Origin of the sequence: Sediminicola luteus, assembly GCF_040566555.1 — a bacterium.
Taxonomy (GTDB): Bacteria; Bacteroidota; Bacteroidia; order Flavobacteriales; family Flavobacteriaceae; genus Sediminicola.
The window spans coordinates 449,188-474,104 of sequence record NZ_JBEWYP010000001.1 but is presented as its reverse complement, the minus strand read 5'-3'; the positions used below and the strand labels follow the sequence as shown (position 1 = coordinate 474,104).

The following is a 24,917-nucleotide window of genomic DNA, read 5'->3' as shown; positions in this document are numbered from 1 at the left end:
AATTTTTAAACTTATGTCTAAAAAACGCAAAAATTTAATTTTGTTATTTTCTTTATTTGGGGTTTGTTATTTTATTAATGCACAAACTTACGGTGAAAATGATATTGAGAAAAGTGATCGCATCAGGTGGATTAGGTTGGCCCCAGAATCTTTTAACTTGCTTAACATTATATCACAACCAAATCCCAGGATTGATGAGGTACAAGGTAATAATGTATTGTTAAGACAGATCGGGGATTATAATAAAGTTGCCGTTATTGCTAAAACGGACCGCAGCGAGATAAATCTCCAACAGAACGGGAATTACAACCGTACTGGTTTGTTATATTGGACAGAGACGGCCTATGCAGACCTGCAGCAGAATGGGGATTTCAATACGATCAAAGACTTTGTTATTAATCCTAATTTAGAAGTAAACTTAGAACTAATACAAAATGGGGACGATCTCTATTTTGAACGTTTCGGAGCCAATAATTTGACAAAATCCATGAAATTTATTCAAACTGATGCTTCGCCTACAATTATTGTGCGTAGTTTTTAAGTGTTAAATACCTAAATACGCAACGTGAGCATAACAAACTGGAAACATCGCCGATTTTATTTAACCCTATTTATGGGGTTTTTGTGTTTTGGACTCATGGGACAATTTTACAATAAAGAGGTAGTGGCAGAGATTGAAGTAGTTCAAAATAGCGAATTCTATACGTTTAAGGCTACGGCCGAAAATAGTACCCCTTCAGATCTAAATTTGCGCTATGATTTTATGGTCTTTAAAAAGGACAATGGGGGAAACACCGCAAAATCAAGTCAGGTTGACCGATTTTTTTTAAATGCCAATCAAAAAACCATACTTTCCACAATAACAATAAATTACGGTGTTCGGGACAATATTGTACTAGTGCTAGTGATATATGATGAAAAAGATAAGCCTATAGGGCAAGACCGGTTGGAATTACCCTTAGGGGGGCAGACCCCGGTTGATAAATTAAAAGCGCCACCTGCAACAGTGAATTCAGAAGATCAAGCCAAACCTAATGATGGTTTTGTTTTAGGAGGGTTGGTTGTAGAAAATACCATTACCAAGGCAGGGCGCGATTTTTACCGCTATTTCTATTCCGATTATTTTAACCGAGGAATAAAATCAGCAGTAAATATAGAAATAGATGAAGTCCCTGGCAGGGGAAGGACCACCCTTGTAAGTGTTAAGGTAGATGATAAATTGGTCTGGCAGTTCTTTTCGCAGCCCCGAAAAGATTTTTTGAAGAAAATGGCAGGGGTTGCCATGCAAAGGACCATTATGCAGTTACAAAGAATGCAGCAACAAAAAGAACAGCTAACCAGATATTAAATTAAAAAAATATGAGTCTCAGATTTTTAATTATCCTAGTATTCTGTGGTGGTGCCTATACGGTATCGGCCCAACAATTATCGTATGAACCTTTAAACCCGGCCTTTGGGGGTAACAATTTTAACTACGGTTGGATGTTAAGTTCGGCCACAGCGCAGAATGGCCTAAAAGCACCTGTGAATCCTAGGGAACAGGAAAGTAGCCTCGATCGTTTTGGAAACAGTATTAATTCCCAGATATTAAGCCAGATCTCCCGATCTCTTTTAAGGCAGCAAGTAGATGCTATTGGTAATTTTACTGAGCCCGGCACCTATACGTATGGAAACTTAAATATAGAGGTCTTTGAATCAGATGAAGGCTTGGTGATCAACATTCTAGATACCTCAACTGGGGAACAAACCCAGGTAATTGTTCCAAACTAAACCAACCTTATGATACCAACCAAAAAAGTGGGCATTTTTGCCCTCACTCTCCTTTTGTGCAGTTGCGGCGCTTTTTTTAACCAGCCTCTTACCCGAACAGCAGCACGAGTAGGTGAAGTGAGCAGGTCGACCAGCTTGTTAAAAAGTCTCCCTCCTTCCTCAGATCCTGTAGAGGTGGCGGTCTATAATTTCAGTGACCAGACCGGCCAGTACAAGGCCATTGAGAATGGGAGTACCTTTAGTACGGCTGTTACCCAAGGGGCCACTACCATTTTGATAAAAGCCTTGGAAGACTCTGGTTATTTTACCCCTATCGAAAGGGAAAACCTGAGCAATCTCTCTACAGAGCGAAATATTATCAGGAATACCAAACAAGAATATATCAAGAATTTAAATCCCAACGAGCCACCCTTGCCTCCATTGTTATATGCAGGGCTGTTATTAGAGGGAGGTATTGTTTCCTATGATACCAATATTATTACAGGAGGTATTGGTGCCCGTTATTTTGGGGTGGGAGGTTCCTCCAAATACCGTCAAGACCGTATCACGGTTTATTTAAGGGCAGTTTCTACGAGCAATGGGGAGATATTGAAAACGGTTTATGTTTCCAAGACCATTCTTTCGCAAGCGCTGGATGCCAATTATTTTAGGTTTGTAAAATTTCAACGCCTTTTAGAGGCAGAGACGGGAATTACCCAAAACGAACCAGTACAGTTGGCAGTTAAGGATGCTGTGGAAAAAGCGGTATATGATCTAGTTGTTGAAGGCATACAAGCGGGTTACTGGTCTTCCAAGCAGGGTTTGACTGCAGACCAGCAATTGGTTAACACCTATTTCAAAGAAAAAGAAGAAGTAGAATCCATAGAGTTGTACAATCGAATTATGAACAAGCCCGAAGGAGATATTTTAAGCATTTCTGGGGGTACAAGTTTAATGGCTGGTGATTATAGCAATAAGAATCCAGGTTATATGGGGCGTTTGGAATATCAAAAATCCTTGACTAAATTTTTAAGTATTGGCCCATCTGTTTCCTTTTTGGAACTTAACAATGGCAAACAATTCTATAACCAATTTATTGAGGCCAATTTAAATATGCGGTTCAACCTGCTTCCCGAGGACGATCTGTCTCCCTATCTCTATGGAGGTGGAGGTATGTTACTGGAAGCCGGCGAAAGTTCAACCCAAAACCTAAATACATCAGGAATTTTTTATAAGGCACAGTATGGAGCGGGATTACAATGGACCCTTTCCAAAAACTTTGGACTCAACCTTTTCGCAGAACATAATTTGGTCTTTTCCGATGAATTGGACAATAGAGTCAATGGCAAAAGAGATGATTTTTATTTCAATTTTGGCCTTGGACTAAATTTTTACTTATCAAAAAATAAAAAGAACCCTAAAGCAGCACAATCAGATGAAAACTAAATATATAACTGCACTTTTATTTCTTATTGTGGCTTTGTATAGTTGCACAGAAGATACGCTTGATGTAGAACGAAAAGGGACCATAACGGGTACCGTCATCGACGATGAAACGGGTTCGCCCCTGGACAGTGTCAAGATTACCACCAACCCCGGATCCACAACCACCATGACCAATGCAAAGGGAGAATTTGAATTAAATGATATCCTGATCGACGATTATTCCGTTCAGGCAGAAAAAGAGACGTATTCTACTGGATTTGAGGCCATAACGGTCACTGAAGGCAATACCTCGGTAGTAGCCTTTGAATTAAAGAAATCGAGTACCTCAAATAAAGCACCAAAGGTGCCAAAATTAGTTTTTCCTGAAGATAGGGCAACCGGCTTGGGATTAGAGGTTGAATTTATTTGGGAGTCTTCCGTAACGGATAAAGATGAGCTTACATATACCTTGGAGCTTCGTAATGGGAAGACCAATGAAATAGAAGTATTTGAAGTGATAGCAGATACGACTTTGGTAGTTGATAACTTGAAATTGGCGACCAATTATTTCTGGGAAATATCGGTTAGCGATGGCAAGGCAGACCCAGTGACCTCCTCGGTACGTCAGTTCACTACTTTGACATCCCCGAATAATCCTTTCTTACTGGTAAAAGAAATAAATGGCAATAACGTAATTTTCTCCGGTAACGAGGACCTAACACCAGAAGGCGAGCCTGACAATAATCTGTACCAACTTACAGAGGAGTCCAAGAATAGTTTCAGACCAAGAAGGAACAATGACGTGAGCCGTATTGCTTTCTTACGAACAATAGGGGCAGAGACCCACATTTTAACAATGGATGAGGACGGAAGTAATGTTCAGCAGGTGACCAGTACCATTCCAATCGCTGGTTTTAACCTTAAACATCTGGATTATACCTGGGCCAATAGTGGAGGATCACTTCTCTATCCAAACTTTAATAAGTTGTACAGCATCAACCCTAACGGAGGTTCAAATACCATGATTTACCAGACCACAGATGGATCTTTGATCTCAGAGGTAGATGTGGCTGAACTAGACCAGGATCTATTGCTTATTAAGACCAATGACCTGAGTGGGTACAACGTGCGTATTTTTACGTACCGTATTTCCACGGCATCAGAAGAAACAGTTGTTCTGGAAAATGTAATGGGAGCGGCAGGCAGTATTGATATTTCGGCCAATGGCAATGAGATTCTCTATAACCTTGATACTTCGGGGGCACAGAATTCAATTTACAGACTATTTTCAAGCAGATTGTTTATCTATAATACGGTCACAACTATAATCACCCAGTTAGAAACAGATGTTGTTAACGGTCAAAATGATTATGATGCCAGATTCTCTCCTTCAGAAGGAGCTGTGATCTTTACTCGTGCAGCGAATAATACAGGAGCAGTGCCAACGGTTTTTAAGAAAAGGTTCGATTCTTCTCAAGATGATGATGAGCTCTTTACCAATGCGTATATGCCAGACTGGCAATAGAATTTTCATTTTAAATGAAACCATAATGTAAAAGCCCACTTTTTTGTGGGCTTTTTTTATGGATTGCCCTATTTTTGTGCCAAACAACAGATCCATGGGTTCATCCAATAGTGAAAGATATAAGCAAAGAGGGGTTTCCGCTTCCAAAGAAGATGTGCACAATGCCATTAAAAACATAGACAAAGGCTTGTTTCCTAAGGCCTTTTGTAAAATAGTCCCTGATTATCTGACCAGTGATGAGGACTATTGTTTGGTAATGCATGCCGATGGGGCAGGGACCAAATCCTCCTTGGCGTATATGTATTGGAAAGAAACCGGAGATATCTCCGTGTGGAGAGGTATTGCACAGGATGCCCTGATCATGAATGTGGATGACCTAATCTGTGTTGGAGCCACAGACAATATCATGCTCTCGTCCACTATTGGACGAAATAAAAACTTAATTCCTGGAGAGGTGCTGTCCGCCATTATCAATGGTACAGAAGACCTTATTGCCGACCTGAGGGAACATGGGATTACCATCCATTCTACGGGCGGGGAAACTGCTGATGTAGGGGATTTGGTAAGGACCATTATTGTAGATTCCACCGTAACCGCAAGAATGAAACGCAGTGAGGTGATCGATAATGCTAATATCAAACCAGGGGATGTCATTGTTGGTTTGGAATCCTTTGGACAGGCCACTTACGAAAATGAATACAACGGCGGAATGGGAAGTAACGGACTTACCTCGGCCAGACATGATGTTTTCTCTAAATATTTGGCTGATAAATATCCGGAAAGCTATGATCATGCCGTACCATCGGACTTGGTGTACTCAGGGAACGTAAAATTAACGGATGAGGTGCCAGAATCGCCTTTAGACGCCGGGAAATTGGTTTTGTCTCCAACAAGGACCTATGCGCCCATCGTAAAAAAAATACTGACAAAATATACTTCCAAAGAAATTCATGGAATGGTTCACTGCAGTGGTGGGGCGCAGACCAAAATCCTACATTTCATAGACGAACTTCATATCGTGAAAGACAATCTTCTTCCGGTACCGCCCTTGTTCAAATTAATTCAGGAACAATCCAAGACAGATTGGAAGGAAATGTACCAGGTATTCAACTGTGGCCACCGTCTGGAATTTTATGTCAATGAGGCCATTGCCCAAGACATAATTGCCGTATCCAAAAGTTTTGGGGTAGATGCCAAAATAGTGGGAAGGGTAGAGGAAAGTGAAACCAAAAAACTTACTATAAAAAGCGAATACGGAATCTTCCAATATTAAGGTATACGAATCAACCATTTTCATCGTTGTCTTATAATAAGGTAACATGCTATGGAAAGAAAAAAATTCTTAAAAAGTTTAGGGGCTGGCGCCGCTTTTGCACTAATATTCCCATGTGTACAAGGGTGTTCATCTGGCGGGGAAGATGAGGTTATAGACTCCAAACCTGTTCCCGCGGGTGTTGATTTTACAATTGACCTAAACTCCTCTGAAGCGGCCAATTTAAAGAATGATGGAGGTTTTATACTTAAAAATTTGGTAGTAGTGGCAAGAAATCTTGAAGGCGCTTTTGTTGCTGCAAGTCAAGTTTGTAGTCATCAAGGAACTGAGAATGTACGTTTTATAGATGACAATGGTGGCATTTTCAATTGCTCCACTCATGGAGCCCGTTTTGATCAGGCTGGTACGCCATTGAACAGTATCACTAGTAATCCCTTGAAAATTTTTAAGACGGAACTCAATGGAGATATCCTTCGCGTATTTGAATAAAAGCAGATAAGCGCAAAATACCACCCTGATGAGAAAATTATTATTTATTTGGCTGCTTTATCTACCTGTAACGGTATGCGCTCAAGAATGGACTGATGACTTTATAGATGCAATGGCCATAGCACAAAAGGAAAATAAGCCCATCATTTTGGTTTTTTCCGGATCCGACTGGTGCGCCCCCTGTATTAAATTAGATAGGGAAATTTGGCAGTCCGATGAATTCAAGTCCTATGCGAAGGAAAACTATGTACTATACAAAGCGGATTTTCCCCGTAAGAAAGAAAATAAGCTTGAGATTGATAGAGCAACCCAAAATAAATTTCTTGCAGATAATTATAACCCAAAAGGATATTTTCCATTGGTTTTAGTACTCGGAAAACAAGGCAATATTATGGGTCAAACTGGTTATCAAGAAACTAGTCCCAAGGCGTATATAACGCTTTTAAACTCCTTTGGAAAGTGAAAAAAAATCTCCCCTTTCTTCTTTTGCTTATTACTGTGATTTCTTATGGTCAGGAGCCGCAATACGTTACCGTGCAAAAGGTAATGAAGTTGATGGGGAGCAGGTTTGAGATCACCGTGGTTGCACCCAATGAGGAAATTGGATATATCAATATTGAAGAGGCCGCTGCCGAGATACAACGGATTGAAAAAATAATATCTTCCTGGGATGAAAATTCCGAGACTTCGGAGATCAACAGAAATGCCGGAATAAAGCCAGTAAAAATAAGTAAAGAGCTATTTAAGCTCATTGAACGCTGTAAACAGGTGTCCGAGATTACCGAAGGTGCTTTTGATATTACTTATGCCTCCATGGATCAGATTTGGAAATTTGATGGCTCCATGATGTATCCCCCATCTGAAACCGATATAAAGAATTCCGTCGCCAAAGTGGGTTTCCGAAAAATAATTATGAATTCTGATGAGAGTACGGTACTCCTAAAGGACAGAGGCATGAAAATTGGCTTTGGTGCCATAGGAAAGGGGTATGCGGCAGATAAGGCCAAGGAACTCTTGCAATCCAAACAGGTGAGGGCGGGGATTATAAATGCAGCAGGGGATCTTACCACCTGGGGTACTAAACTAAGTGGGGAAAAATGGTTGATAGGTATCGCCAATCCGTTGAGCAAGGATAAAATATTTTCATGGTTGCCTATTGTGGAATCTTCCGTGGCAACCTCAGGCAATTATGAAAAATTCGTCACTTTTGGTGGCGTAAAATACACTCATATCATTGATCCACGTACAGGATATCCTGCCACTGGGATCAATAGCGTATCCATATTCACAAAAACAGCCGAACTAAGTGATGCTTTGGCCACTGCCGTGTATATTATGGGTGTAGAAACAGGGTTGGCCTTGATTTCCCAACTGAGGGGGACTGAAACCATAATCGTGGATAGTGATAATAAAATTCACAAAAGCAATGGCATTATTTTCGAGAATAATAAGTAGTTTTAGAATCTTGGTACCTTAATTATTTATCCTAAATACCGCTTTTATACCCAAACCAGCACAAATTATTTGTTTGAAAAGATGGTCACCGTGACTACGGTAAATTAAGATATCTCAGATTATGATCTTTCAACTTTTGATGCCCATCAGTACAGGACGGGGATCCGTTATAAGGACATTTTTACAACTGCATAAATTTTCTCTAATGAGCTCAAGACCCCAGATCTTTGCCTATATCAATATCATAGAAGTGACGGATTGAGTTCATTTATTGTCACTTTTAGGGCGTCATTCGTGGCAGATTAGCAAGTTGGGGATAAGTTTCATAAATGCAACTATCTGGTATTTATTATGTTATAAAATTCACTTAAAAGTTGAAACATATTTTTATGTCAGACAGAATTGAATGGTATTACCTCCAAAAAAATTGTAAATTCGCAGTCCAAGGGAAGATTGAATATGTTAGATAAATTAAATTACGTTAAACAGCGCTTCGATGAGGTTTCAGACCTTATCATTCAGCCCGATATTATCACGGACCAGAAGCGTTATGTGCAGTTGAACAAGGAGTATAAGGACCTTAAAGCTTTAATGGAGAAAAGGGAAGAGTATATTACTCTGACCAATAATATGAAGGAAGCCGAAGAAATATTGTCCGATGGCAGTGACCCCGAGATGGTAGATATGGCCAAAATGCAATATGAAGAGGCTAAAAGTGGCTTGCCGAAGTTGGAGGATGAAATTAAATTTCTATTGATTCCAAAAGATCCTGAAGATGCCAAAAATGTGGTTATGGAAATCCGTGCCGGTACAGGTGGGGACGAGGCCAGTATTTTTGCGGGGGACCTTTTTAGGATGTATACCAAATATTGTGAATCCAGAGGATGGAGCACCAATGTCATCGATTTAAGTGAAGGTACCAGTGGAGGTTACAAGGAAATTCAGTTCGAAGTGAACGGGGAAGATGTATATGGTACCCTAAAATTCGAAGCTGGAGTACACCGTGTACAACGGGTACCACAAACGGAAACCCAAGGTAGGGTACATACCAGTGCGGCAACCGTAATGGTATTGCCAGAGGCGGAGGAATTTGATGTACAAATTGACCCAAAGGAAGTGCGAATCGATTTTTTCTGTTCTTCTGGACCAGGAGGGCAGTCGGTGAACACCACCTATTCTGCCGTACGTTTAACCCACCTTCCAACAGGCTTGGTGGCTCAGTGTCAAGATCAGAAATCCCAGCATAAGAACAAGGAAAAAGCCTTTAGGGTTTTACGTTCCCGTCTTTATGATATGGAATTGGCCAAGAAACAGGAGGCCGATGCCGCCAAAAGAAATTCCCAGGTGAGTAGTGGTGACCGTTCTGCAAAAATTAGGACTTATAATTATTCTCAAGGAAGGGTAACCGACCATAGAATTGGCCTTACTCTTTATGATTTGTCCAACATTGTGAACGGTGATATACAGCGCATCATTGATGAATTAAGCTTGGTGGAGAACACAGAGAAACTAAAGGAAGCATCTGAAATATTTTAAAGCATAATTAGCCAACTGGGAACAGTTGGCTTTTTTTATTACGTTTAAGCAGTACCATGACCAATAAGCAGTTAATAGACCAAATACGCCTAAAGCAATCATTCCTTTGTATAGGATTGGATGTTGACATCAACAAGATCCCCAAACATTTGTTAGTAGAGGAAGATCCAATTTTCGCCTTTAACAAGGCCATTATTGATGCTACCAACCATTTATGTGTGGCTTACAAGCCCAATACTGCATTTTACGAGGCTCATGGGCTAAAGGGATGGAAATCTTTGGAGAAGACCATACAATATCTCAATACGCATTATCCAGAACAATTTACCATTGCCGACGCCAAGAGGGGGGATATAGGAAATACTTCTTCCATGTACGCCAAGGCCTTTTTTGAAGATTTAGGATTCGATTCAGTTACTATTGCTCCCTATATGGGAAAGGATTCGGTAGAGCCATTTTTGGCGTTTGAGGATAAACATACCATTTTATTGGCATTGACCTCTAATGAAGGGGCTTATGATTTTCAGACCCAAATTGTGGATGGGATGGAATTGTACAAGAAAGTGCTGACCACATCCAAAACGTATAAAAACGCCAAGAACCTTATGTATGTTGTTGGTGCAACCAAAGCGACCTACCTAACGGATATTAGAAAGATAATTCCCGATAGCTTTTTATTGGTTCCTGGGGTTGGTGCTCAGGGAGGAAGCTTAAGTGAAGTCTGTAAATATGGAATGACAAAGGATGTGGGACTTTTGGTAAATTCTTCCCGGGGTATTATCTACGCTTCTACGGGCACTGATTTTGCTGAGGTAGCAAGAGTCAAGGCCGAAGAGCTACAAGAGCAAATGGCTGCCGAGTTGAAGAAAGTGTAATCCAAGTACAGCCTACAACAATCCTTTGAGCATCTTATTTATTTTTGCTGCTTTCCCCTCAAAAAAATCACCCAGTTTGGCATCTGAATGTTTAATTTGTGAGGCCTTTTCCATAAAGAGGGCATACTGGTATTCCAGAAAGCTGATAGCATCGTTACTCTTTGTGATTGGGGTGGTGGACCCTACTTTGCAATATTGATTTTCCATCGGTAATTTTTTCTTTCAAAGATAAGAGCTAATTGAGAAAGTCTTCTGTTAAGAAATTGTTATATATCTAAAAATCAGGCAGGTTGTCCAATAGTTTCTTTTTTATTGGTTCTACATGTTTTAAATGAGCCCTTTGGATAATTCCCAATGACCTTAAGATAATCACCCTAAAATGAGGTATGAAGCAATAGTTAAAGGATTTTAATTTACTTTTATAAAAAAAATCGTTTGCTAAACTATACCACTTACCTACATGCCACATCCGATAAATGGGTCACCTTTGTCCATGGCGCAGGTGGCAGTTCTTCTATTTGGTACAAACAGGTGAGGGAGTTCAAAGATCATTTCAATGTTCTTTTATTGGACCTAAGGGGTCATGGGGATTCTAAGCCTCATCTTAAGGATGCATTTAATGATAAATATACTTTTGATTCCATAACCAAGGATATAGTAGAAGTCATAGAATATGAGGAAATAAAGACTTCTCATTTCGTGGGTATTTCATTGGGCACCATTTTAATACGGAATCTTGCGGAAAATTATCCAGATAGGGTAGAGAGCATGATTATGGGAGGGGCCATCATGAAATTAAATTTCAGATCCCAAGTCTTAATGCGTACTGGAGTGGTCCTAAAATCTGTGGTACCCTATATTTGGTTGTACAAGTTCTTCGCTTTTGTGATTATGCCCAACAAGAACCATAAGGAGTCGAGGTCCCTATTTGTCAGGGAAGCAAAAAAACTATATCAAAAGGAGTTTATCCGATGGTTCAAGCTCACCGCCGAGATCAATCCGTTACTTCGATTTTTCAGGAGTATGGAAATTGGCATTCCAACGCTATACGTAATGGGGGAGGAAGATTATCTGTTCTTGCCCACCATCCGGAAAATTGTGGATAGCCATAAAACTTCAGAACTTATTGTGGTTCAGAATTGTGGCCATGTAGTAAATATTGAACAACCTAAATTTTTTAACGATACCGTTATTGGATATTTATCAAGTAAATAAGGTCTTGTAAAAAATTTTCACTTAAAATGTATAAAAAGAAAAAGGTCGACCAATTGGTCGACCTTTTTTTATGATAGTTAACTTAATATACTTAGTTAACGTCCCAGAACAATGGAGTGTATAGATCATCACCACCAATAGCTGCAGCAGCGGCCTTGTAGTTGGCACCATTTACTGAAACCTCGGTTACAGGATAGATCATTCTCTTTGGAACTGGTAATTGAGATTGGTCAGTAATAGCCAATACTGGCCAATCCAATCTTCTGTATTCAGTCCAAGCTTCGAATCCTCTATTGAATAGGGCAATCCATTTTTGAGTTCCTATTTTACGCTTGTAGTCACCAGTAGCTGTTAAGTAATTAACGCTAGGCTGTGCCAAGTAAGCGGTAACTTCTGCATCTGTACCACCGTAATATAGGATTGATGCTTCAACACCAGCATTGTAAAACGCCTGTGCGCTTCCTGCAATAAAACCTCTTTCTACCGCTTCAGCCAAGAAGAAAGCAACTTCAGTATATTCCATTACAGTTCCAGGATAGGTTGGGTCTCCAACAATATCAAAGTTTAAATGGGTATAGTTTGCATAAGCATTGTTAGCTCCGATAGGACCTCCAACATAAGGAGTTTTGTTGTCTGCGAAGTAATCATTAATTCTTGGATCATTCAACATGGTCAACATATCCACAGATGTTTTGCTCGCAATGTAATCCTCTCTACGGTTACGTGTTTCGAACAAATTGTACAGTGGGTTGTTGTTGTCTGTTGGAGCAGATTCGTAAGCAATAACAGTGTTGTCTGCATTTGATTCGAATACACCCGCGTTAAATGCTTCGCTAACCGCAGTAGCGGCAGCAGAAGGATTAACATCTGCAAGTCTCATCCCAATTCTCAACTTCACAGAGTTGGCAAGCTTTCTCCAAGCTACCACATCTCCACCGTAGAAAATATCATTTGAACCAAAAGACTCTCCACCACCAGCTAAAGCCGATTGCGCTGCAGAAATTCTGGACAAAAGATCCATGTAAATTGTTTCTGCATCATCGTACACTGGGAATAAATTGGTGATATCCACAGCTTCAGAATAAGGAACGTCTCCATTTAAATCTACCAAATGCTGATACGTGTACACATTGATAACCTCAATAATTGCCAGTTGATTGGCTTTGGTTTGCGCATCCATGATTTCATCAGCTTCAATAATTTCAACTGCTGATTTCAAATCATTGATAACATTGGTGTAATAAACAGACCAATAAGCAGAAGATGGATCCCTTCCGATGATATCGTAGTTGGATTCATCAACATAGGTGGCCTGTGACCAGCTTTGTGCCCACAACCTGAATACATTGGATCCACTGATGGTTGTAATTCTATCCGCTAGGTTTTTTTCTGCATTTGCAACTAAAGTAGCAGCAGGTACAACCGTTGGAAGTTTAGGGTCATTGTTGTAATCTGTAATATCCTCAGTACAACTTGAGATACTAATACCGGCAAGCAGTATAAATACTAATTTTCTCATATTTTTTCTAATTTAAAAGTCTAATTTAACATTGAATCCATACTCCTTAACAGAAGGGTAAGCACCAATTTGGAAACCTTGTACGTTACCAGCACCAAAACTTTGCTCTGGATCTGCGTATGGTAAATCTTTGTCGATGATCCATAAGTTTCTACCAACAGCAGTAAAGGTAACCGCGTTGAAAGGTAGCTTGTTTAAGATTTTAGCTGGCAAAGAATACCCTAAAGTTACTTCTCTTAATTTCACATAAGAGGCATCGTAAACGAACTGGGCATCTGGAGCATTTCCATATCTTCCCAATGGGTTTTGGTATGTAGTGAAATCACCTCTTACGGTATTAGGAGTTCCATCGGCTTGAACACCAGAAAGGATAAGACCACCAGAAGTGTTGTCTCCCGTTACAGGATCTCTCAATGGGTTTCCAAGATCGTTTACACCTGCAGTTTCAGGATATAGACCTGTAGCCATACCAAAGTAAAGGTCACCTGTGAATACACTTCCACCTTCTTGAATATCGATCAAGAAGCTAAGGTTAACATTCTTGTAAGTGAAAGAGTTGTTTAGACCAGCTTTCCAATCTGGATTGATATCTCCAAGAACTTCTTGGTTAGAATCTGTTTTCAGGTAATTACCGTCTGTTCCTATCACTTTTTCACCATCTAGGTATACGAAGTCAGTTCCTCTTAAAGTACCATAAGCTTCTCCCTTGGCAGCATTTAAAGAAACACCAAAGAAACTGTTGATCAAGATGTTTTCAGAATCTTCGAAAAGATCCAATACCTCACTCTTGTAAGTAGAGAAGTTCAAGGTAGTTCTCCATTCAAAATCAGAAGATTTAATAGCAGAACCATATAATTGAAGTTCAAGACCTTTGTTAGAAACCTGGGCTGAGTTAACAACAGTATTGGTGTATCCAGAAGAAGGAGTGATCTCAACTGGAATGATACCGTCACTTGTTACTTGCTCGTACAACGAAAGTTCAAAACCTAATCTTTTTCTCCAGAAGTTCATCTCAAGACCAACTTCCTTACTTTCTGTTCTTTCTTCCTTTAGGTTAGGGTTATTGGAAGTACCTGGATTGGAATATAGATTAGCTCCTCCAAAACCGGCAATTGGGTTAAAGGTGTTTCTTAAATTGTAAGGATCCGCTCCGTTACCTACCTCTGCATAACCTGCTCTAAGTTTACCAAAAGAGATGACATTACTATCAAACAAATTGGAAAAGATAAAACTGGTAGATATAGATGGATAGTAAAAAGAGTTGTTACCATCAGGAAGAGTAGAGAAAGTGTCTTGTCTTATAGATCCTTCCAAATACACTGTGCTATCATAGTCAAAACTAGCATTGGCAAATACACCTACTACCCTTACATCAGCATCATATTCGGAGCCAGCTCCAAAAACAATAGGGTTGATAGAATTTGAAAGTGCAAAAATACCAGGTAATTTAAGACCTCCATTCGTTGCAGCGGTAACTGAATTACTTACAGTTTGTCTGTAGTTAGAACCAACAACCCCAGATACACCAATGTTTTCGGTAATGGCTTTGTTAAAGTTCAATAAGAAGTCATAGTTGTATTCAGAAAAATTAATATTTCTTCTAGAATATTCTGGAGTATCAATACCTCCAACTTGATTTCTTTCTTCCCTAAGTTCAGAATAGGTATCAACAGTGGCTCTACCAAAAACTTCTAGCCAATCAGTTGCTTTGTAAGAAACACTTCCAAATCCGAACAATCTGCTACGCTCATCACTGTTGAAGTTTTCATATCTGGTAAAGTATGGGTTGTCCCAGTATTTTGGTCCTGTACTGTTTGGTCCGCTTGGGTTCCAAGAAATGTTCTGACGCGTTGCGAAATACGCTTTTCTTTGATCTTCCAAGTCAGCATTTACAGCCCACCATTGTCTGAAGTTGGTCATTAAGTTTTCTGCATCATAACCTGTACCGTATCTACCAAGACCAGCACTTTTGGTATATGTAGCTTTCCCTGTAACGGTTACCTTGTCAGATAAATTCATTACTCCGGATAAGTCAACTGTATGACGTCTGATCTCACTATTCGGCATTATACCTGTTTGATCCAATCTTGTATAGCTCAATCTCATGCTACCGTCTTCACCACCATGGCTAACTGCAACATTCTGACTGTTGGTTACACTTGTTTTAAATATTGAAGCTGGACCATTTTCAGCTGCAATCCAAGGACTTTGCTGTAAATAGGTGTCCAATTGGGGAAAGTAAGAATCCCATTGGTAAACCATAAGGTTAGGGTCGAAACGTAGACCAAAAGATCCATCCTCACCAGTTGGAGGAGTTAAATCGTCAATTCCATCACCATTAACATCTTGGGAATCGATATAACCAGCACCATAATATGGTCCGTATCCTTGACCGTACTCATTTTGGTACTTGGCAAAAGTATCAGCATCATAATTACCAATAGTAACTCCTGAGTTTATAGGAACACCCAAACCTTTTTTGGTAGTTCCTTTTTTAGTGGTAATAATGATAGCACCGTTAGCAGCTCTTGATCCGTATAAGGCTGTTGCGGCAGAACCTTTAAGAACGTTGATGGTCTCAATGTCTTCTGGGTTAATATCACTGGCAGCATTACCATAATCGTAACCATCTCCACCATTAGCTTGTGAACCTGTATTAAAGGTACTGTTGCTAATTGGCACTCCATCAACTACGAATAAGGCTTGGTTGTTACCTGTAATAGAAGAGTAACCCCTGATAATTACGTTGGTAGATCCACCTAGAGTTGAACTTTTCTTGATATCCACACCGGCTACCTTACCAGAAAGAGAGTTAACAAAGTTTTGATCTTTAGCAGTATTTACTTGATCTCCACCAATTTCTTGGGTGGCATATCCCAAAGATTTTTTCTCCCTGCTAATACCAAGTGCAGTTACTACAACTTCGTCAAGTGCTTGGGCATCTTCTGCAAGAGAAATGTTGATTACGTTGGTTGCTCCAACAGTTCTTTCATCAGATTTTTGTCCAATATAGGAGAATACCAAAACATCTCCAGATTCTGCTTTAATAACATAGTTACCATCAAAATCGGTTTGTGTACCAGTTGCGGTTCCTTTCACCAAAACACTGGCACCGGGCAAGGGAATATTATTCTGGTCAGAAACCGTACCCGTAATAGTTTTCTCCTGAGCGGTCACAAAGAGCGACAGTAGAAAAATCTTAAAAAATAGAAAATACTTAATTTTCATAAAGATTAAATTTGAGTTAATTAATAAGGTTTTTAGTAAGGTTAAAAAAGCTAGCCTATTTCTTATAAGTAGCTAATTCAAATAAAAAATGAAAGCAAAGCGTCTGGTATGGAAGCAATGATTATAGCTAGCCTTTTAACCTTCGCGCAAATTAACAGAAGTGTGCTGCTAATCTTATTGTTCCCGACCTAGATGAATTAAACCCGATGCAGATTAACGTTTACAAATAGTCTATTTATTTGTAAAACAAATGATTGTAAAAATTAAAGACGAATGTTAAAATTTTAAGATAAACCTCGTGTTTGTAGATTATTTTAACTTTTATGCGTGTACGGTTTTGACATACTCCATAGGGGTCATGTTTTTTCGTTTCTTAAAGGCCTTATAAAACGATACCCTGTTATTAAATCCCGATTCGTAGATTAGATCGTTGACGGATTTTATTTCTTTGCTTTTATTTATGATATTGATGGTTTCTTCTACCCTATAATCATTGATGAACTCATAAAAGTTTTTACCATATTCTTGATTGATCACTTGGGAAAGACTATATCTATCAGTATTTAATTCTTGAGATAGTTTTTCTAAAGTAATGTTGTTGTCCAGATACGGTTTCTTCTTTTGCAGTAATTCGTCCAATTGAATCTTAAGAATAAATAGCATATCGTCTGTAAGACCAGAATTTTTGTATTTGGGCTCCTTAGGGTGACTTATATCTTCTGCTTTTGTAATAATTTCTGGTTGAATAAATAGCATCAGGCCTGCAACAGAGATAAAAATGGATAGAATGATGGCCGCAAAGTATTTTGATAGGTAATCAAAACTATGGATTTGCTCAAAAAGTGTTCTTGTGTAAATCAAGACCATTATAATACCAATAAAAGAGAGTAACAGAATAAGCCAATTTTTGTTTACCGGAGAAAGCTTTGCCTTGTTTTTAGTAAATAGGGAGAGTAAAAGAATAACATAAATTGTACTATGCACTGACTTGAAATAAAGGCTATTTAAAAATTTAGATAGAAAATCTGAAAACGCAGAATCTGTGGTGGGATTGTAATTGCCAAGTATCAATAGGGCTACCAGTGCTATGATAAAAACGCTATAGTGAATTACAAATTCTTTTTTGTCGATACCTATTGCAGCTGTTAACTTATTTCTCATATATAGATATATGGAAGGAATCCAAAGAAAAAATTGAATCCTGAAAAATGATACTCTGGGATTATAATTGGAATCTTTCCACCAATAGAGGGCCAATTCAAAAAGCATTAAGGAAATACCAAAAATGAATATCCCTAAAAATACATTATGGGTTTGTTCTTTTTGAAATTTAAGAAATAGTCTCAAGGCCAAGAGAAATCCAATAATGGAAATAAATATGAATATATGATTGAGAAGGTCGTGTTGTAGGGAGTTATTATAATTTTCTAAAGAAGAGGTTTCCACCTTCGTAAGACTGTTCTCAGCTAAAGCTAGATTAGGATTAAATGGGTCGTCCGTATTTGCTTGTGCTGCATTTTCCAAAAGCTTTGTAGCGAGAAGGCCTTCATTACACAACTTGGAATATTTGTTCAATAAGGTGTTGTCCTCAAACCCCTTTACCTCTGCGCTCTGGAAATAAGAAGAGGCTCTTTTAAAATTATTGAAACGATACTCACATACCCCCAAATGAAATAATTCAAACGCACTTAAAACTGAGATGTCCTTAACAGTAAGTCTGCTTAATTCATTGATATCACAATGAATCGTTTTGTCTTGACTCCAAGAGAATTGAAGTGTAAAAAGTATTAGTATGAAAAAAGGGATCTTCAACTACAGTTTGTTTTGTTTAGGGAGGCAAAAATAGGTTTATTACTTAGGATTATGTGTTAATGAGACAGTTAAAAAGTAATAAATACATTTATATTAATTTTGAATAATTATAGATCCCTCTTAAATGGCTATATATAAAAAATCACACCAAAATGATAGAATCGATAAGCTTAGGGATTCTATAATTTTAGTATATCCACCTCGAGTTATAATATTTGAATATGAACAAAACAAAAAACCGGTGCTCCCACCGGTTTTTAACTAACTAACTCAAAAATTACTAATTCAAATAATTCAATGCAAAGATTGCATTTTACTTGATGTTATAGCTGACATAAGTATTACCATTACGTTATGTTAGCTATACTTTAAAGTAACGAATTTTTTTTTAAATTATTGCGGGAAATGGAATTAAATTATCTCATTATCAGTCCTGTAAGGCGAAAACCTTTCGAAGTATGGCCGTTGTCCTAGAACTTACATTGGTGCGTATTTCTTTTTCTTCAAGGGCAATCATTGTATAGACACCGGATAAGGCCTCCTGCGTAACATAATCTGTTAGATCAGGATTGACATTATTGGTTAGAGGCAGGTTGTTGTAGCGGGTAATTAAATTGTTCCAAATTTGGTCGGCACCAACACGTTGAAATGAATTTTTAATTATGGGATTAAATTTATCGTAAAGTGCTGTTTGGGTGGTGCCTTTTAAATATAACGTGGCCGCATCATCACTACCTAAGAGAATGTTTTTTGCATCGGCAAAGGTAATTTCCTTGACGGCATTTATAAATATAGGGGTGGCTTCGCTTACCGCATCTTCGGCAGCTCTGTTCAGTACTTTAATGCCTTCATCGGCGAGATTGCCTAGTCCGAAATCCCTTAAAGTCCTATCCACTTTTTGCAATTCTTCTGGGAGTAGTATCTTGACCAATTCGTTTTTATAAAAGCCATCTTCTTTGGTGAGTTTAGTTACTTGTTTGTCAATTCCCTTATCCAAGGCTTCCCTAAGACCCATGGCAATTTCTTCGTTGCCTATACCGTATGTGCCCTGTGGAAATTGGTCAACAACTTGTTGTAGTTCTGCACAAGAAACCAATTGTAGAACAATAACACTTAATAATAGCTTCTTCATCATATCTATTCTAAATTATAATATTAAGGGCAGTATCAGACCACTGCAAAATCATTTGGACTGTTTTGTCCACTGTGTAAATAAATTAAGAGAAAATAACGGTCTTATTATTGTATACCATGGTTTTCCTTTGAATGTGCAGCTTAACGGCCCTGGACAATACTATTTTTTCAAGATCCTGGCCCTTGGCAATAAAATCTTTAATAGTATGCGCATGGGTCACGGTAACAACATCCTGTTCAATAATTGGGCCAGCATCTAATTCTTCGGTTACATAATGACTGGTAGCGCCAATTATTTTGACTCCTCTGGCAAAGGCGGCATGATATGGTTTCGCTCCTGCAAAGGCAGGGAGGAAAGAATGGTGGATGTTAATGATCTTATTGGGATATTGATCTATAGTCCTTGGTGCAATGATCTGCATGTATCGGGCAAGTACAATAAAGTCGATCTCATATTCCTTAAGGAGCGCCAATTGCTTGTTTTCGGCTTCCAGTTTGTTCTCCTTTGTCACAGGAATATGAAAAAATGGGATTTGGAACTGCTCGGAGATATTTTGAAGGTCTTTGTGATTGCTCAAGATAAAGGGAATTTCCACATCCAATTCCCCAGAATTAAACCTGCTCAAAAGATCGTACAAACAATGGTTGTATTTAGATATAAATAAGGCCATTTTAGGTTTAATACCACTGAGATGCATTTTGCAGTCCATATTGAAAGGTGCTGAAATTTCCTTATTAAATTGGGACTTGAAATTTTCGAAAGAAATGGTGCTCTCATCAAATTCACTCTCCAAACGCATAAAAAAAACATCGGCCTGCTTGTCCACATGTTGGTCAATGTAAATGATATTTCCGCCTTTTGCATGGACAAATCCAGTTACAGAGCTAATAATGCCGGCCTGATCTGGACAATTGATTAAGATGGTGATTTTCAAAATGGCTGATTTTAAGGGGTAAAATTAAGGTATTCAGAATTGAGGACTAAATGTCAATGGTATTTTTATAATATTCCGATTTATACTTTATATACTTTGCACTTTTCGTAAATTGCGCCTCTAAAAATGTCTCTAAATTACATATGGAACAAATTAAACCCTACACTCCAAAAAATAAAGTAAGAATAGTTACTGCTGCCTCCCTGTTTGATGGGCATGATGCCGCTATCAATATAATGCGTAGAATAATTCAATCTACAGGAGTGGAGGTTATCCATTTAGGACATGATCGCAGTGTTACCGAAGTTGTAGATTGTGCAATCCAGGAAGATGTGAATGCTATTGCCATGACTTCGTACCAAGGGGGTCACAATGAGTATTTTAAATATATGTATGATCTGCTGCAAGAGCGTGGAGCTACTCATATTAAAATATTCGGTGGCGGAGGAGGAGTTATACTTCCCGAAGAAATCAAGGAATTGATGGATTATGGGATTACCAGAATCTATGCTCCCGATGATGGGCGGACCATGGGTCTTCAAGGCATGATCAATGATTTGGTGGAGCAAAGTGATTTTCCTGTGCCTTCTTTGGCAATCCCAGAAGGAAAAACATTGGTAGAGGCCCTAGAGGACAAGGATGTGAATACCTTGGCTCGCTTAATAAGCTTGGCAGAAAACAGGAATGAGGAATTTAAGTCTCATTTTTCAGTGATAGATCACAAAAAAAATGAAGTTCCTGTTTTGGGAATTACTGGAACCGGTGGTTCTGGAAAGTCGAGCTTAGTAGATGAACTGGTGCGTAGGTTTTTGATAGATTTCCCAGAAAAGACCATAGGGATCATATCTGTTGATCCTTCCAAAAGAAAAACTGGCGGAGCTTTATTGGGAGACCGTATACGAATGAATGCCATAAATGACGATCGAGTTTACATGCGGTCATTGGCAACAAGACAATCAAATTTGGCCTTGTCCAAATATGTAGAAGAGGCGGTACAGGTGCTTAAAGCGGCAGGTTTTGACCTTATTATCTTGGAAACTTCAGGAATAGGGCAGTCCGATACCGAAATTATAGAACACAGTGACGTATCACTTTACGTGATGACCCCAGAATTTGGAGCGGCTACACAGTTGGAGAAAATTGACATGCTCGATTTCGCCGATCTTGTTGCCATCAATAAATTTGACAAAAGAGGATCGCTGGATGCCCTAAGGGATGTTAAAAAACAGTACATGCGCAATAATAATCTTTGGGACATCCCACAAGAGGATCTGCCTGTATATGGAACTATTGCTTCCCAGTTCAATGATCCGGGCATGAACAAGCTGTATGGAGCCATAGCCGCAAAATTAGTGGAAAAAGCAGGTGCAGATCTAAATTCTACTTTTATGGCTACCCATGAGATCACAGAAAAGATTTTCGTAATCCCTCCCGCGAGAACCAGGTACCTTTCTGAAATAGCAGAAAACAATCGTGCCTATGATGAAATGGTGAATGCCCAAGCTAAGGTAGCGCAACAATTATACGGGATCTATAAAACGTTGGAAGGCCTTTCTAACGGAGCGCTTGGTCTCACAAAAATTGGTATAGATGATGAAATGCTAGATACCAAGGATCCTGAAAACGGCCAGCTTATTGAGTTGCTGTTAAAGGAGTTTGATAGGGTAAAGATGGACTTGGACCCCTACCATTGGGATAGTATCATCAATTGGGATTCTAAAGTGCAAACGTATAAAGATCCTATTTATAAATTTAAGGTAAGGGATAAGGAAATTAAAATTGAAACCCATTCAAAATCCTTATCGCAGGTAGACATCCCTAAAATAGTTCTTCCCAAGTATCAAGCATGGGGAGATCTTTTGAGGTGGACCTTACAGGAAAATGTACCAGGGGAATTTCCGTATACAGCCGGACTCTATCCCTTTAAAAGGACAGGGGAGGACCCGACCAGAATGTTTGCCGGCGAAGGGGGTCCGGAGCGAACCAATAGACGTTTTCATTATGTGAGTTTTGGCACCCCTGCCAAAAGGTTGTCCACGGCATTTGATTCCGTGACACTTTATGGTAATGACCCGGATCATAGACCGGATATCTATGGTAAAATAGGAAATGCAGGCGTGTCCATATGTTGTTTGGACGACGCAAAAAAATTATACTCTGGTTTTGATCTTAGTGGAATAATGACATCGGTGAGTATGACCATCAACGGTCCAGCACCAATGTTATTAGGGTTTTTTATGAATGCCGCCATAGATCAGAATTGTGAAAAGTATATTAAGGAAAATGGTCTAGAGAAGGAAGTAGAGGCTAAAATCAATGCCATTTACGAGGATAAGGGCTTGGAAAGGCCAAGGTACAACGGTGAACTGCCTAAAGGGAATGACGGGTTAGGACTGATGCTCTTAGGAGTAACGGGTGACCAAGTTCTACCAAAAGAAGTGTATGCCTCCATTAAAAAGACCACAATGAACCAGGTAAGGGGAACTGTTCAGGCCGATATTTTAAAGGAAGACCAGGCACAAAATACCTGTATATTTTCCACTGAATTTGCCTTGCGACTCATGGGAGATGTTCAAGAATATTTTATTGAGAACGAGATCCGTAATTTTTATTCCGTATCCATATCTGGATATCATATTGCCGAGGCCGGTGCCAACCCTATTACACAATTGGCATTTACACTTTCCAATGGGTTTACCTATGTAGAGTATTACTTGAGCAGAGGAATGGATATCAATAAATTTGGTCCCAACCTATCGTTCTTCTTTTCCAATGGAATAGATCCAGAATATGCAGTAATCGGTAGGGTAGCCCGTAAAATATGGGCCAAGGCGTTAAAGCATAAATACGGTGCCGATCCAAGGGCCCAAATGTTGAAATACCACATTCAGACTTCAGGTAGAAGCTTGCATGCCCAGGAAATAGATTTTAACGATATACGTACCACTTTGCAGGCATTGTACGCTATATATGATAACTGTAATTCCTTGCATACCAATGCGTATGATGAGGCAATTACAACTCCTACGGAGGAATCTGTTAGGCGAGCTATGGCTATTCAATTGATCATTAACAAGGAGTTGGGCTTGGCAAAAAATGAGAATCCGTTACAGGGGTCATTTATCATAGAAGAATTGACAGATTTGGTAGAGGAAGCTGTATTGTTGGAATTTGACAGAATTACAGAAAGAGGCGGAGTATTGGGGGCTATGGAAACTATGTACCAGCGCTCCAAGATTCAGGAAGAAAGCCTTTATTATGAGACGTTGAAGCACACAGGAGAATTTCCAATTATTGGGGTAAATACCTTTTTAAGTTCCAAAGGGTCTCCAACCATACTGCCTGCAGAGGTTATCAGGGCTACTGAGGAAGAAAAACAAGCGCAGATTGCAACGCTTCAAAACCTTCAAAGTCGTAACGCCGATATAGTGGAAAAGGAGCTATCGGAACTTCAGGATAGGGCTGTGAATAATGAAAATATCTTTGAAAAATTGATGGATGTCACTAAAGTATGTTCTTTAGGTCAAATTACAAACGCTCTCTTTGAAGTCGGAGGGCAGTATAGAAGAAATATGTAAAAGTAAAAAGCCTCGATGAAAATCGAGGCTTTTATTTTTGATGGAATTATAATGGAAGTTATCTAAAATCCAAAGGATTCGTTCAAACCCCAATTGGCGTCGCCATTATCCCCTTTAAGGGATTTCTTCCATTTTTTGTATAGCCTTCTAAAAAGTTTTATTTCCCTTCTCAGTAAGTTGATATATTCTTTTTCTTTTACTCCGTCTTTTTCCAGTCCATTACAATAGGAAAGGATGTTCCGTATCATTATATTAATTAGCGCTACACTCTTTAAGCGTACATCGTAAGATTCCGTGCATTCTGCCTGAGCAATTTTCTGTGGAATAAGTATAGAATCAGTAATTAATGAATCGGCAATGATGTCTCGTAAGCTATTGGATTGATATAATAACAAGAGATCTTTATTGTATGAAACATACGCAGCTATCTCCCTGCTCATTGTGCAGAGTTCCAAAGCCTTTCGATATACAGGCACCGTACGTAAATTTTTATAGGACATTTTTTAGTTTCACCAATAATTATATTATAAAATTACGTAGTATTCAGTAATAATATCTTTGGATTTAAAAGCAATATTGTAATTTAGCTATTGAAAATAAATTATTTAAAGCAAAAAGATTTGAATATAAAGATTGATGATTTAAATTGGGGAATCCTAAAATATCTTCAGGATAATGCGAGGGAATCCTTTGCCAATATTGGTCGTAAAGTGGGGCTTACCCCGCCTGCAGTGGCGGAACGTGTCAAGAAAATGGAGGACATGGGCATATTGGAAGGTTATAAGGCAGTTGTATCGCATACGCAGACGGGATATCAACTCCGGGCCATAATCACCCTCCGTGCTTTTATGGGCAAATTGAAACCTTTTCTGGATACTGTAGGCACCTTTGAGGAGGTTCTGAACTGCTATAGGATAACGGGAAATGAAAATATAATTATGGAGGTGGTGTTAAAGGATCAATTTCATTTGGAACATTTTATAGATAAATTGATCCAGTACGGTGAGACGAGGACCCATATTATCCTTTCCGATGTAGTTTCTGATGCCCCTATAAAAAAGAGAAAAATCAATTAGTTAGCCTAAACTATAGTTATATATTGGTTTAGACCCCATTAAAATTACCTATTATATTCTATAGGCAATATGGAATTGATTAACTTTATGTAA

The 24,917-nt window shown here is 38.9% G+C and carries 21 protein-coding genes; 14 read left to right on the top strand and 7 right to left on the bottom strand.

Annotated elements, in window-relative coordinates:
- The first annotated feature begins 40 nt into the window (after window positions 1-40).
- The 11 genes from ABXZ32_RS02085 (at window position 41) to pyrF (ending at window position 10,327) form a co-directional block, all read left to right on the top strand.
- Window positions 41-541 carry a hypothetical protein gene (locus ABXZ32_RS02085; protein ID WP_354617026.1) on the top strand — a complete coding sequence of 167 codons (501 nt, stop codon included), beginning with the start codon at window positions 41-43 and terminating at the stop codon, window positions 539-541.
- A 72-nt stretch (window positions 542-613) separates the two neighbouring features.
- Window positions 614-1,348, top strand: coding sequence for a CsgE family curli-type amyloid fiber assembly protein (locus tag ABXZ32_RS02080; RefSeq protein WP_354617025.1), 735 nt, complete (start codon window positions 614-616; stop codon window positions 1,346-1,348).
- 11 nt (window positions 1,349-1,359) lie between these two features.
- Complete coding sequence (locus ABXZ32_RS02075) at window positions 1,360-1,770, top strand: curli production assembly/transport component CsgF (protein ID WP_354617024.1); 411 nt, start codon at window positions 1,360-1,362, stop codon at window positions 1,768-1,770.
- A 9-nt stretch (window positions 1,771-1,779) separates the two neighbouring features.
- Window positions 1,780-3,195, top strand: a complete 1,416-nt coding sequence (locus ABXZ32_RS02070; protein WP_354617023.1) for a CsgG/HfaB family protein — start codon at window positions 1,780-1,782, stop codon at window positions 3,193-3,195.
- Window positions 3,185-4,699, top strand: coding sequence for a carboxypeptidase-like regulatory domain-containing protein (locus tag ABXZ32_RS02065; RefSeq protein ID WP_354617022.1), 1,515 nt, complete (start codon window positions 3,185-3,187; stop codon window positions 4,697-4,699). Before ABXZ32_RS02070 ends, ABXZ32_RS02065 begins: the two co-directional genes overlap by 11 nt.
- A gap of 94 nt (window positions 4,700-4,793) precedes the next feature.
- Window positions 4,794-5,972 carry an AIR synthase related protein gene (locus ABXZ32_RS02060; RefSeq protein ID WP_354617021.1) on the top strand — a complete coding sequence of 393 codons (1,179 nt, stop codon included), beginning with the start codon at window positions 4,794-4,796 and terminating at the stop codon, window positions 5,970-5,972.
- Window positions 5,973-6,023: 51 nt separating this feature from the next.
- Window positions 6,024-6,461, top strand: a complete 438-nt coding sequence (locus ABXZ32_RS02055) for a QcrA and Rieske domain-containing protein (RefSeq protein ID WP_354617020.1) — start codon at window positions 6,024-6,026, stop codon at window positions 6,459-6,461.
- Window positions 6,462-6,489: 28 nt separating this feature from the next.
- On the top strand, window positions 6,490-6,924 hold the full coding sequence (locus ABXZ32_RS02050) for a thioredoxin family protein (RefSeq protein WP_354617019.1): 435 nt from the start codon (window positions 6,490-6,492) through the stop codon (window positions 6,922-6,924).
- A complete protein-coding gene (locus tag ABXZ32_RS02045) occupies window positions 6,921-7,916 on the top strand; it encodes an FAD:protein FMN transferase (RefSeq protein ID WP_354617018.1) in 996 nt (331 codons plus the stop codon). Before ABXZ32_RS02050 ends, ABXZ32_RS02045 begins: the two co-directional genes overlap by 4 nt.
- A 459-nt stretch (window positions 7,917-8,375) precedes the next feature.
- Window positions 8,376-9,452, top strand: coding sequence for a peptide chain release factor 1 (prfA, locus tag ABXZ32_RS02040; protein ID WP_354617017.1), 1,077 nt, complete (start codon window positions 8,376-8,378; stop codon window positions 9,450-9,452).
- A 56-nt stretch (window positions 9,453-9,508) separates the two neighbouring features.
- Complete coding sequence (gene pyrF / locus ABXZ32_RS02035) at window positions 9,509-10,327, top strand: orotidine-5'-phosphate decarboxylase (protein ID WP_354617016.1); 819 nt, start codon at window positions 9,509-9,511, stop codon at window positions 10,325-10,327.
- A 12-nt stretch (window positions 10,328-10,339) separates the two neighbouring features.
- On the opposite strand, the gene ABXZ32_RS02030 is transcribed toward pyrF, so the two are convergent.
- Window positions 10,340-10,534 carry a hypothetical protein gene (locus ABXZ32_RS02030; protein ID WP_354617015.1) on the bottom strand — a complete coding sequence of 65 codons (195 nt, stop codon included), beginning with the start codon at window positions 10,532-10,534 and terminating at the stop codon, window positions 10,340-10,342.
- Window positions 10,535-10,762: 228 nt separating this feature from the next.
- On the opposite strand from ABXZ32_RS02030, the gene ABXZ32_RS02025 reads away from it, so the two are divergent.
- Window positions 10,763-11,542 (top strand): alpha/beta fold hydrolase, encoded by a 780-nt coding sequence (locus ABXZ32_RS02025; RefSeq protein ID WP_354617014.1) that lies wholly within the window; start codon window positions 10,763-10,765, stop codon window positions 11,540-11,542.
- Window positions 11,543-11,633: 91 nt separating this feature from the next.
- On the opposite strand, the gene ABXZ32_RS02020 is transcribed toward ABXZ32_RS02025, so the two are convergent.
- The 5 genes from ABXZ32_RS02020 to purU form a co-directional block, all read right to left on the bottom strand.
- A complete protein-coding gene (locus ABXZ32_RS02020; RefSeq protein WP_354617013.1) occupies window positions 11,634-13,061 on the bottom strand; it encodes a SusD/RagB family nutrient-binding outer membrane lipoprotein in 1,428 nt (475 codons plus the stop codon).
- Between the two features lie 12 nt (window positions 13,062-13,073).
- Window positions 13,074-16,289, bottom strand: a complete 3,216-nt coding sequence (locus ABXZ32_RS02015) for a SusC/RagA family TonB-linked outer membrane protein (RefSeq protein ID WP_354617012.1) — start codon at window positions 16,287-16,289, stop codon at window positions 13,074-13,076.
- Between the two features lie 321 nt (window positions 16,290-16,610).
- Window positions 16,611-18,101, bottom strand: a complete 1,491-nt coding sequence (locus ABXZ32_RS02010) for a helix-turn-helix domain-containing protein (RefSeq protein ID WP_354617011.1) — start codon at window positions 18,099-18,101, stop codon at window positions 16,611-16,613.
- 427 nt (window positions 18,102-18,528) lie between these two features.
- Window positions 18,529-19,233 (bottom strand): DUF4197 domain-containing protein, encoded by a 705-nt coding sequence (locus tag ABXZ32_RS02005; protein WP_354617305.1) that lies wholly within the window; start codon window positions 19,231-19,233, stop codon window positions 18,529-18,531.
- 85 nt (window positions 19,234-19,318) lie between these two features.
- Complete coding sequence (gene purU / locus ABXZ32_RS02000) at window positions 19,319-20,170, bottom strand: formyltetrahydrofolate deformylase (protein WP_354617010.1); 852 nt, start codon at window positions 20,168-20,170, stop codon at window positions 19,319-19,321.
- A 143-nt stretch (window positions 20,171-20,313) separates the two neighbouring features.
- On the opposite strand from purU, the gene ABXZ32_RS01995 reads away from it, so the two are divergent.
- Complete coding sequence (locus ABXZ32_RS01995; RefSeq protein ID WP_354617009.1) at window positions 20,314-23,748, top strand: methylmalonyl-CoA mutase family protein; 3,435 nt, start codon at window positions 20,314-20,316, stop codon at window positions 23,746-23,748.
- A gap of 62 nt (window positions 23,749-23,810) precedes the next feature.
- On the opposite strand, the gene ABXZ32_RS01990 is transcribed toward ABXZ32_RS01995, so the two are convergent.
- Window positions 23,811-24,248, bottom strand: coding sequence for a hypothetical protein (locus tag ABXZ32_RS01990; RefSeq protein ID WP_062055303.1), 438 nt, complete (start codon window positions 24,246-24,248; stop codon window positions 23,811-23,813).
- 120 nt (window positions 24,249-24,368) lie between these two features.
- Between ABXZ32_RS01990 and ABXZ32_RS01985 the strand changes: the two genes are divergently transcribed.
- Complete coding sequence (locus ABXZ32_RS01985) at window positions 24,369-24,824, top strand: Lrp/AsnC family transcriptional regulator (protein ID WP_354617008.1); 456 nt, start codon at window positions 24,369-24,371, stop codon at window positions 24,822-24,824.
- The last annotated feature ends 93 nt before the right edge of the window (window positions 24,825-24,917 follow it).

What these genes read in the sequence shown, in the direction of transcription:
- ABXZ32_RS02015 (WP_354617012.1), bottom strand. Translation starts at nt 16,289, where the DNA reads ATGAAAATTAAGTATTTTCTATTTTTTAAGATTTTTCTACTGTCGCTC.
- ABXZ32_RS02030 (WP_354617015.1), bottom strand. Translation starts at nt 10,534, where the DNA reads ATGGAAAATCAATATTGCAAAGTAGGGTCCACCACCCCAATCACAAAG.
- ABXZ32_RS02080 (WP_354617025.1), top strand. Translation starts at nt 614, where the DNA reads ATGGGGTTTTTGTGTTTTGGACTCATGGGACAATTTTACAATAAAGAG.
- pyrF (WP_354617016.1), top strand. Translation starts at nt 9,509, where the DNA reads ATGACCAATAAGCAGTTAATAGACCAAATACGCCTAAAGCAATCATTC.
- ABXZ32_RS02050 (WP_354617019.1), top strand. Translation starts at nt 6,490, where the DNA reads ATGAGAAAATTATTATTTATTTGGCTGCTTTATCTACCTGTAACGGTA.
- ABXZ32_RS02055 (WP_354617020.1), top strand. Translation starts at nt 6,024, where the DNA reads ATGGAAAGAAAAAAATTCTTAAAAAGTTTAGGGGCTGGCGCCGCTTTT.
- ABXZ32_RS02020 (WP_354617013.1), bottom strand. Translation starts at nt 13,061, where the DNA reads ATGAGAAAATTAGTATTTATACTGCTTGCCGGTATTAGTATCTCAAGT.
- ABXZ32_RS01990 (WP_062055303.1), bottom strand. Translation starts at nt 24,248, where the DNA reads ATGTCCTATAAAAATTTACGTACGGTGCCTGTATATCGAAAGGCTTTG.
- ABXZ32_RS02070 (WP_354617023.1), top strand. Translation starts at nt 1,780, where the DNA reads ATGATACCAACCAAAAAAGTGGGCATTTTTGCCCTCACTCTCCTTTTG.
- ABXZ32_RS01995 (WP_354617009.1), top strand. Translation starts at nt 20,314, where the DNA reads ATGGAACAAATTAAACCCTACACTCCAAAAAATAAAGTAAGAATAGTT.
- ABXZ32_RS02075 (WP_354617024.1), top strand. Translation starts at nt 1,360, where the DNA reads ATGAGTCTCAGATTTTTAATTATCCTAGTATTCTGTGGTGGTGCCTAT.
- ABXZ32_RS02005 (WP_354617305.1), bottom strand. Translation starts at nt 19,233, where the DNA reads ATGAAGAAGCTATTATTAAGTGTTATTGTTCTACAATTGGTTTCTTGT.
- ABXZ32_RS02060 (WP_354617021.1), top strand. Translation starts at nt 4,794, where the DNA reads ATGGGTTCATCCAATAGTGAAAGATATAAGCAAAGAGGGGTTTCCGCT.
- ABXZ32_RS02065 (WP_354617022.1), top strand. Translation starts at nt 3,185, where the DNA reads ATGAAAACTAAATATATAACTGCACTTTTATTTCTTATTGTGGCTTTG.
- prfA (WP_354617017.1), top strand. Translation starts at nt 8,376, where the DNA reads ATGTTAGATAAATTAAATTACGTTAAACAGCGCTTCGATGAGGTTTCA.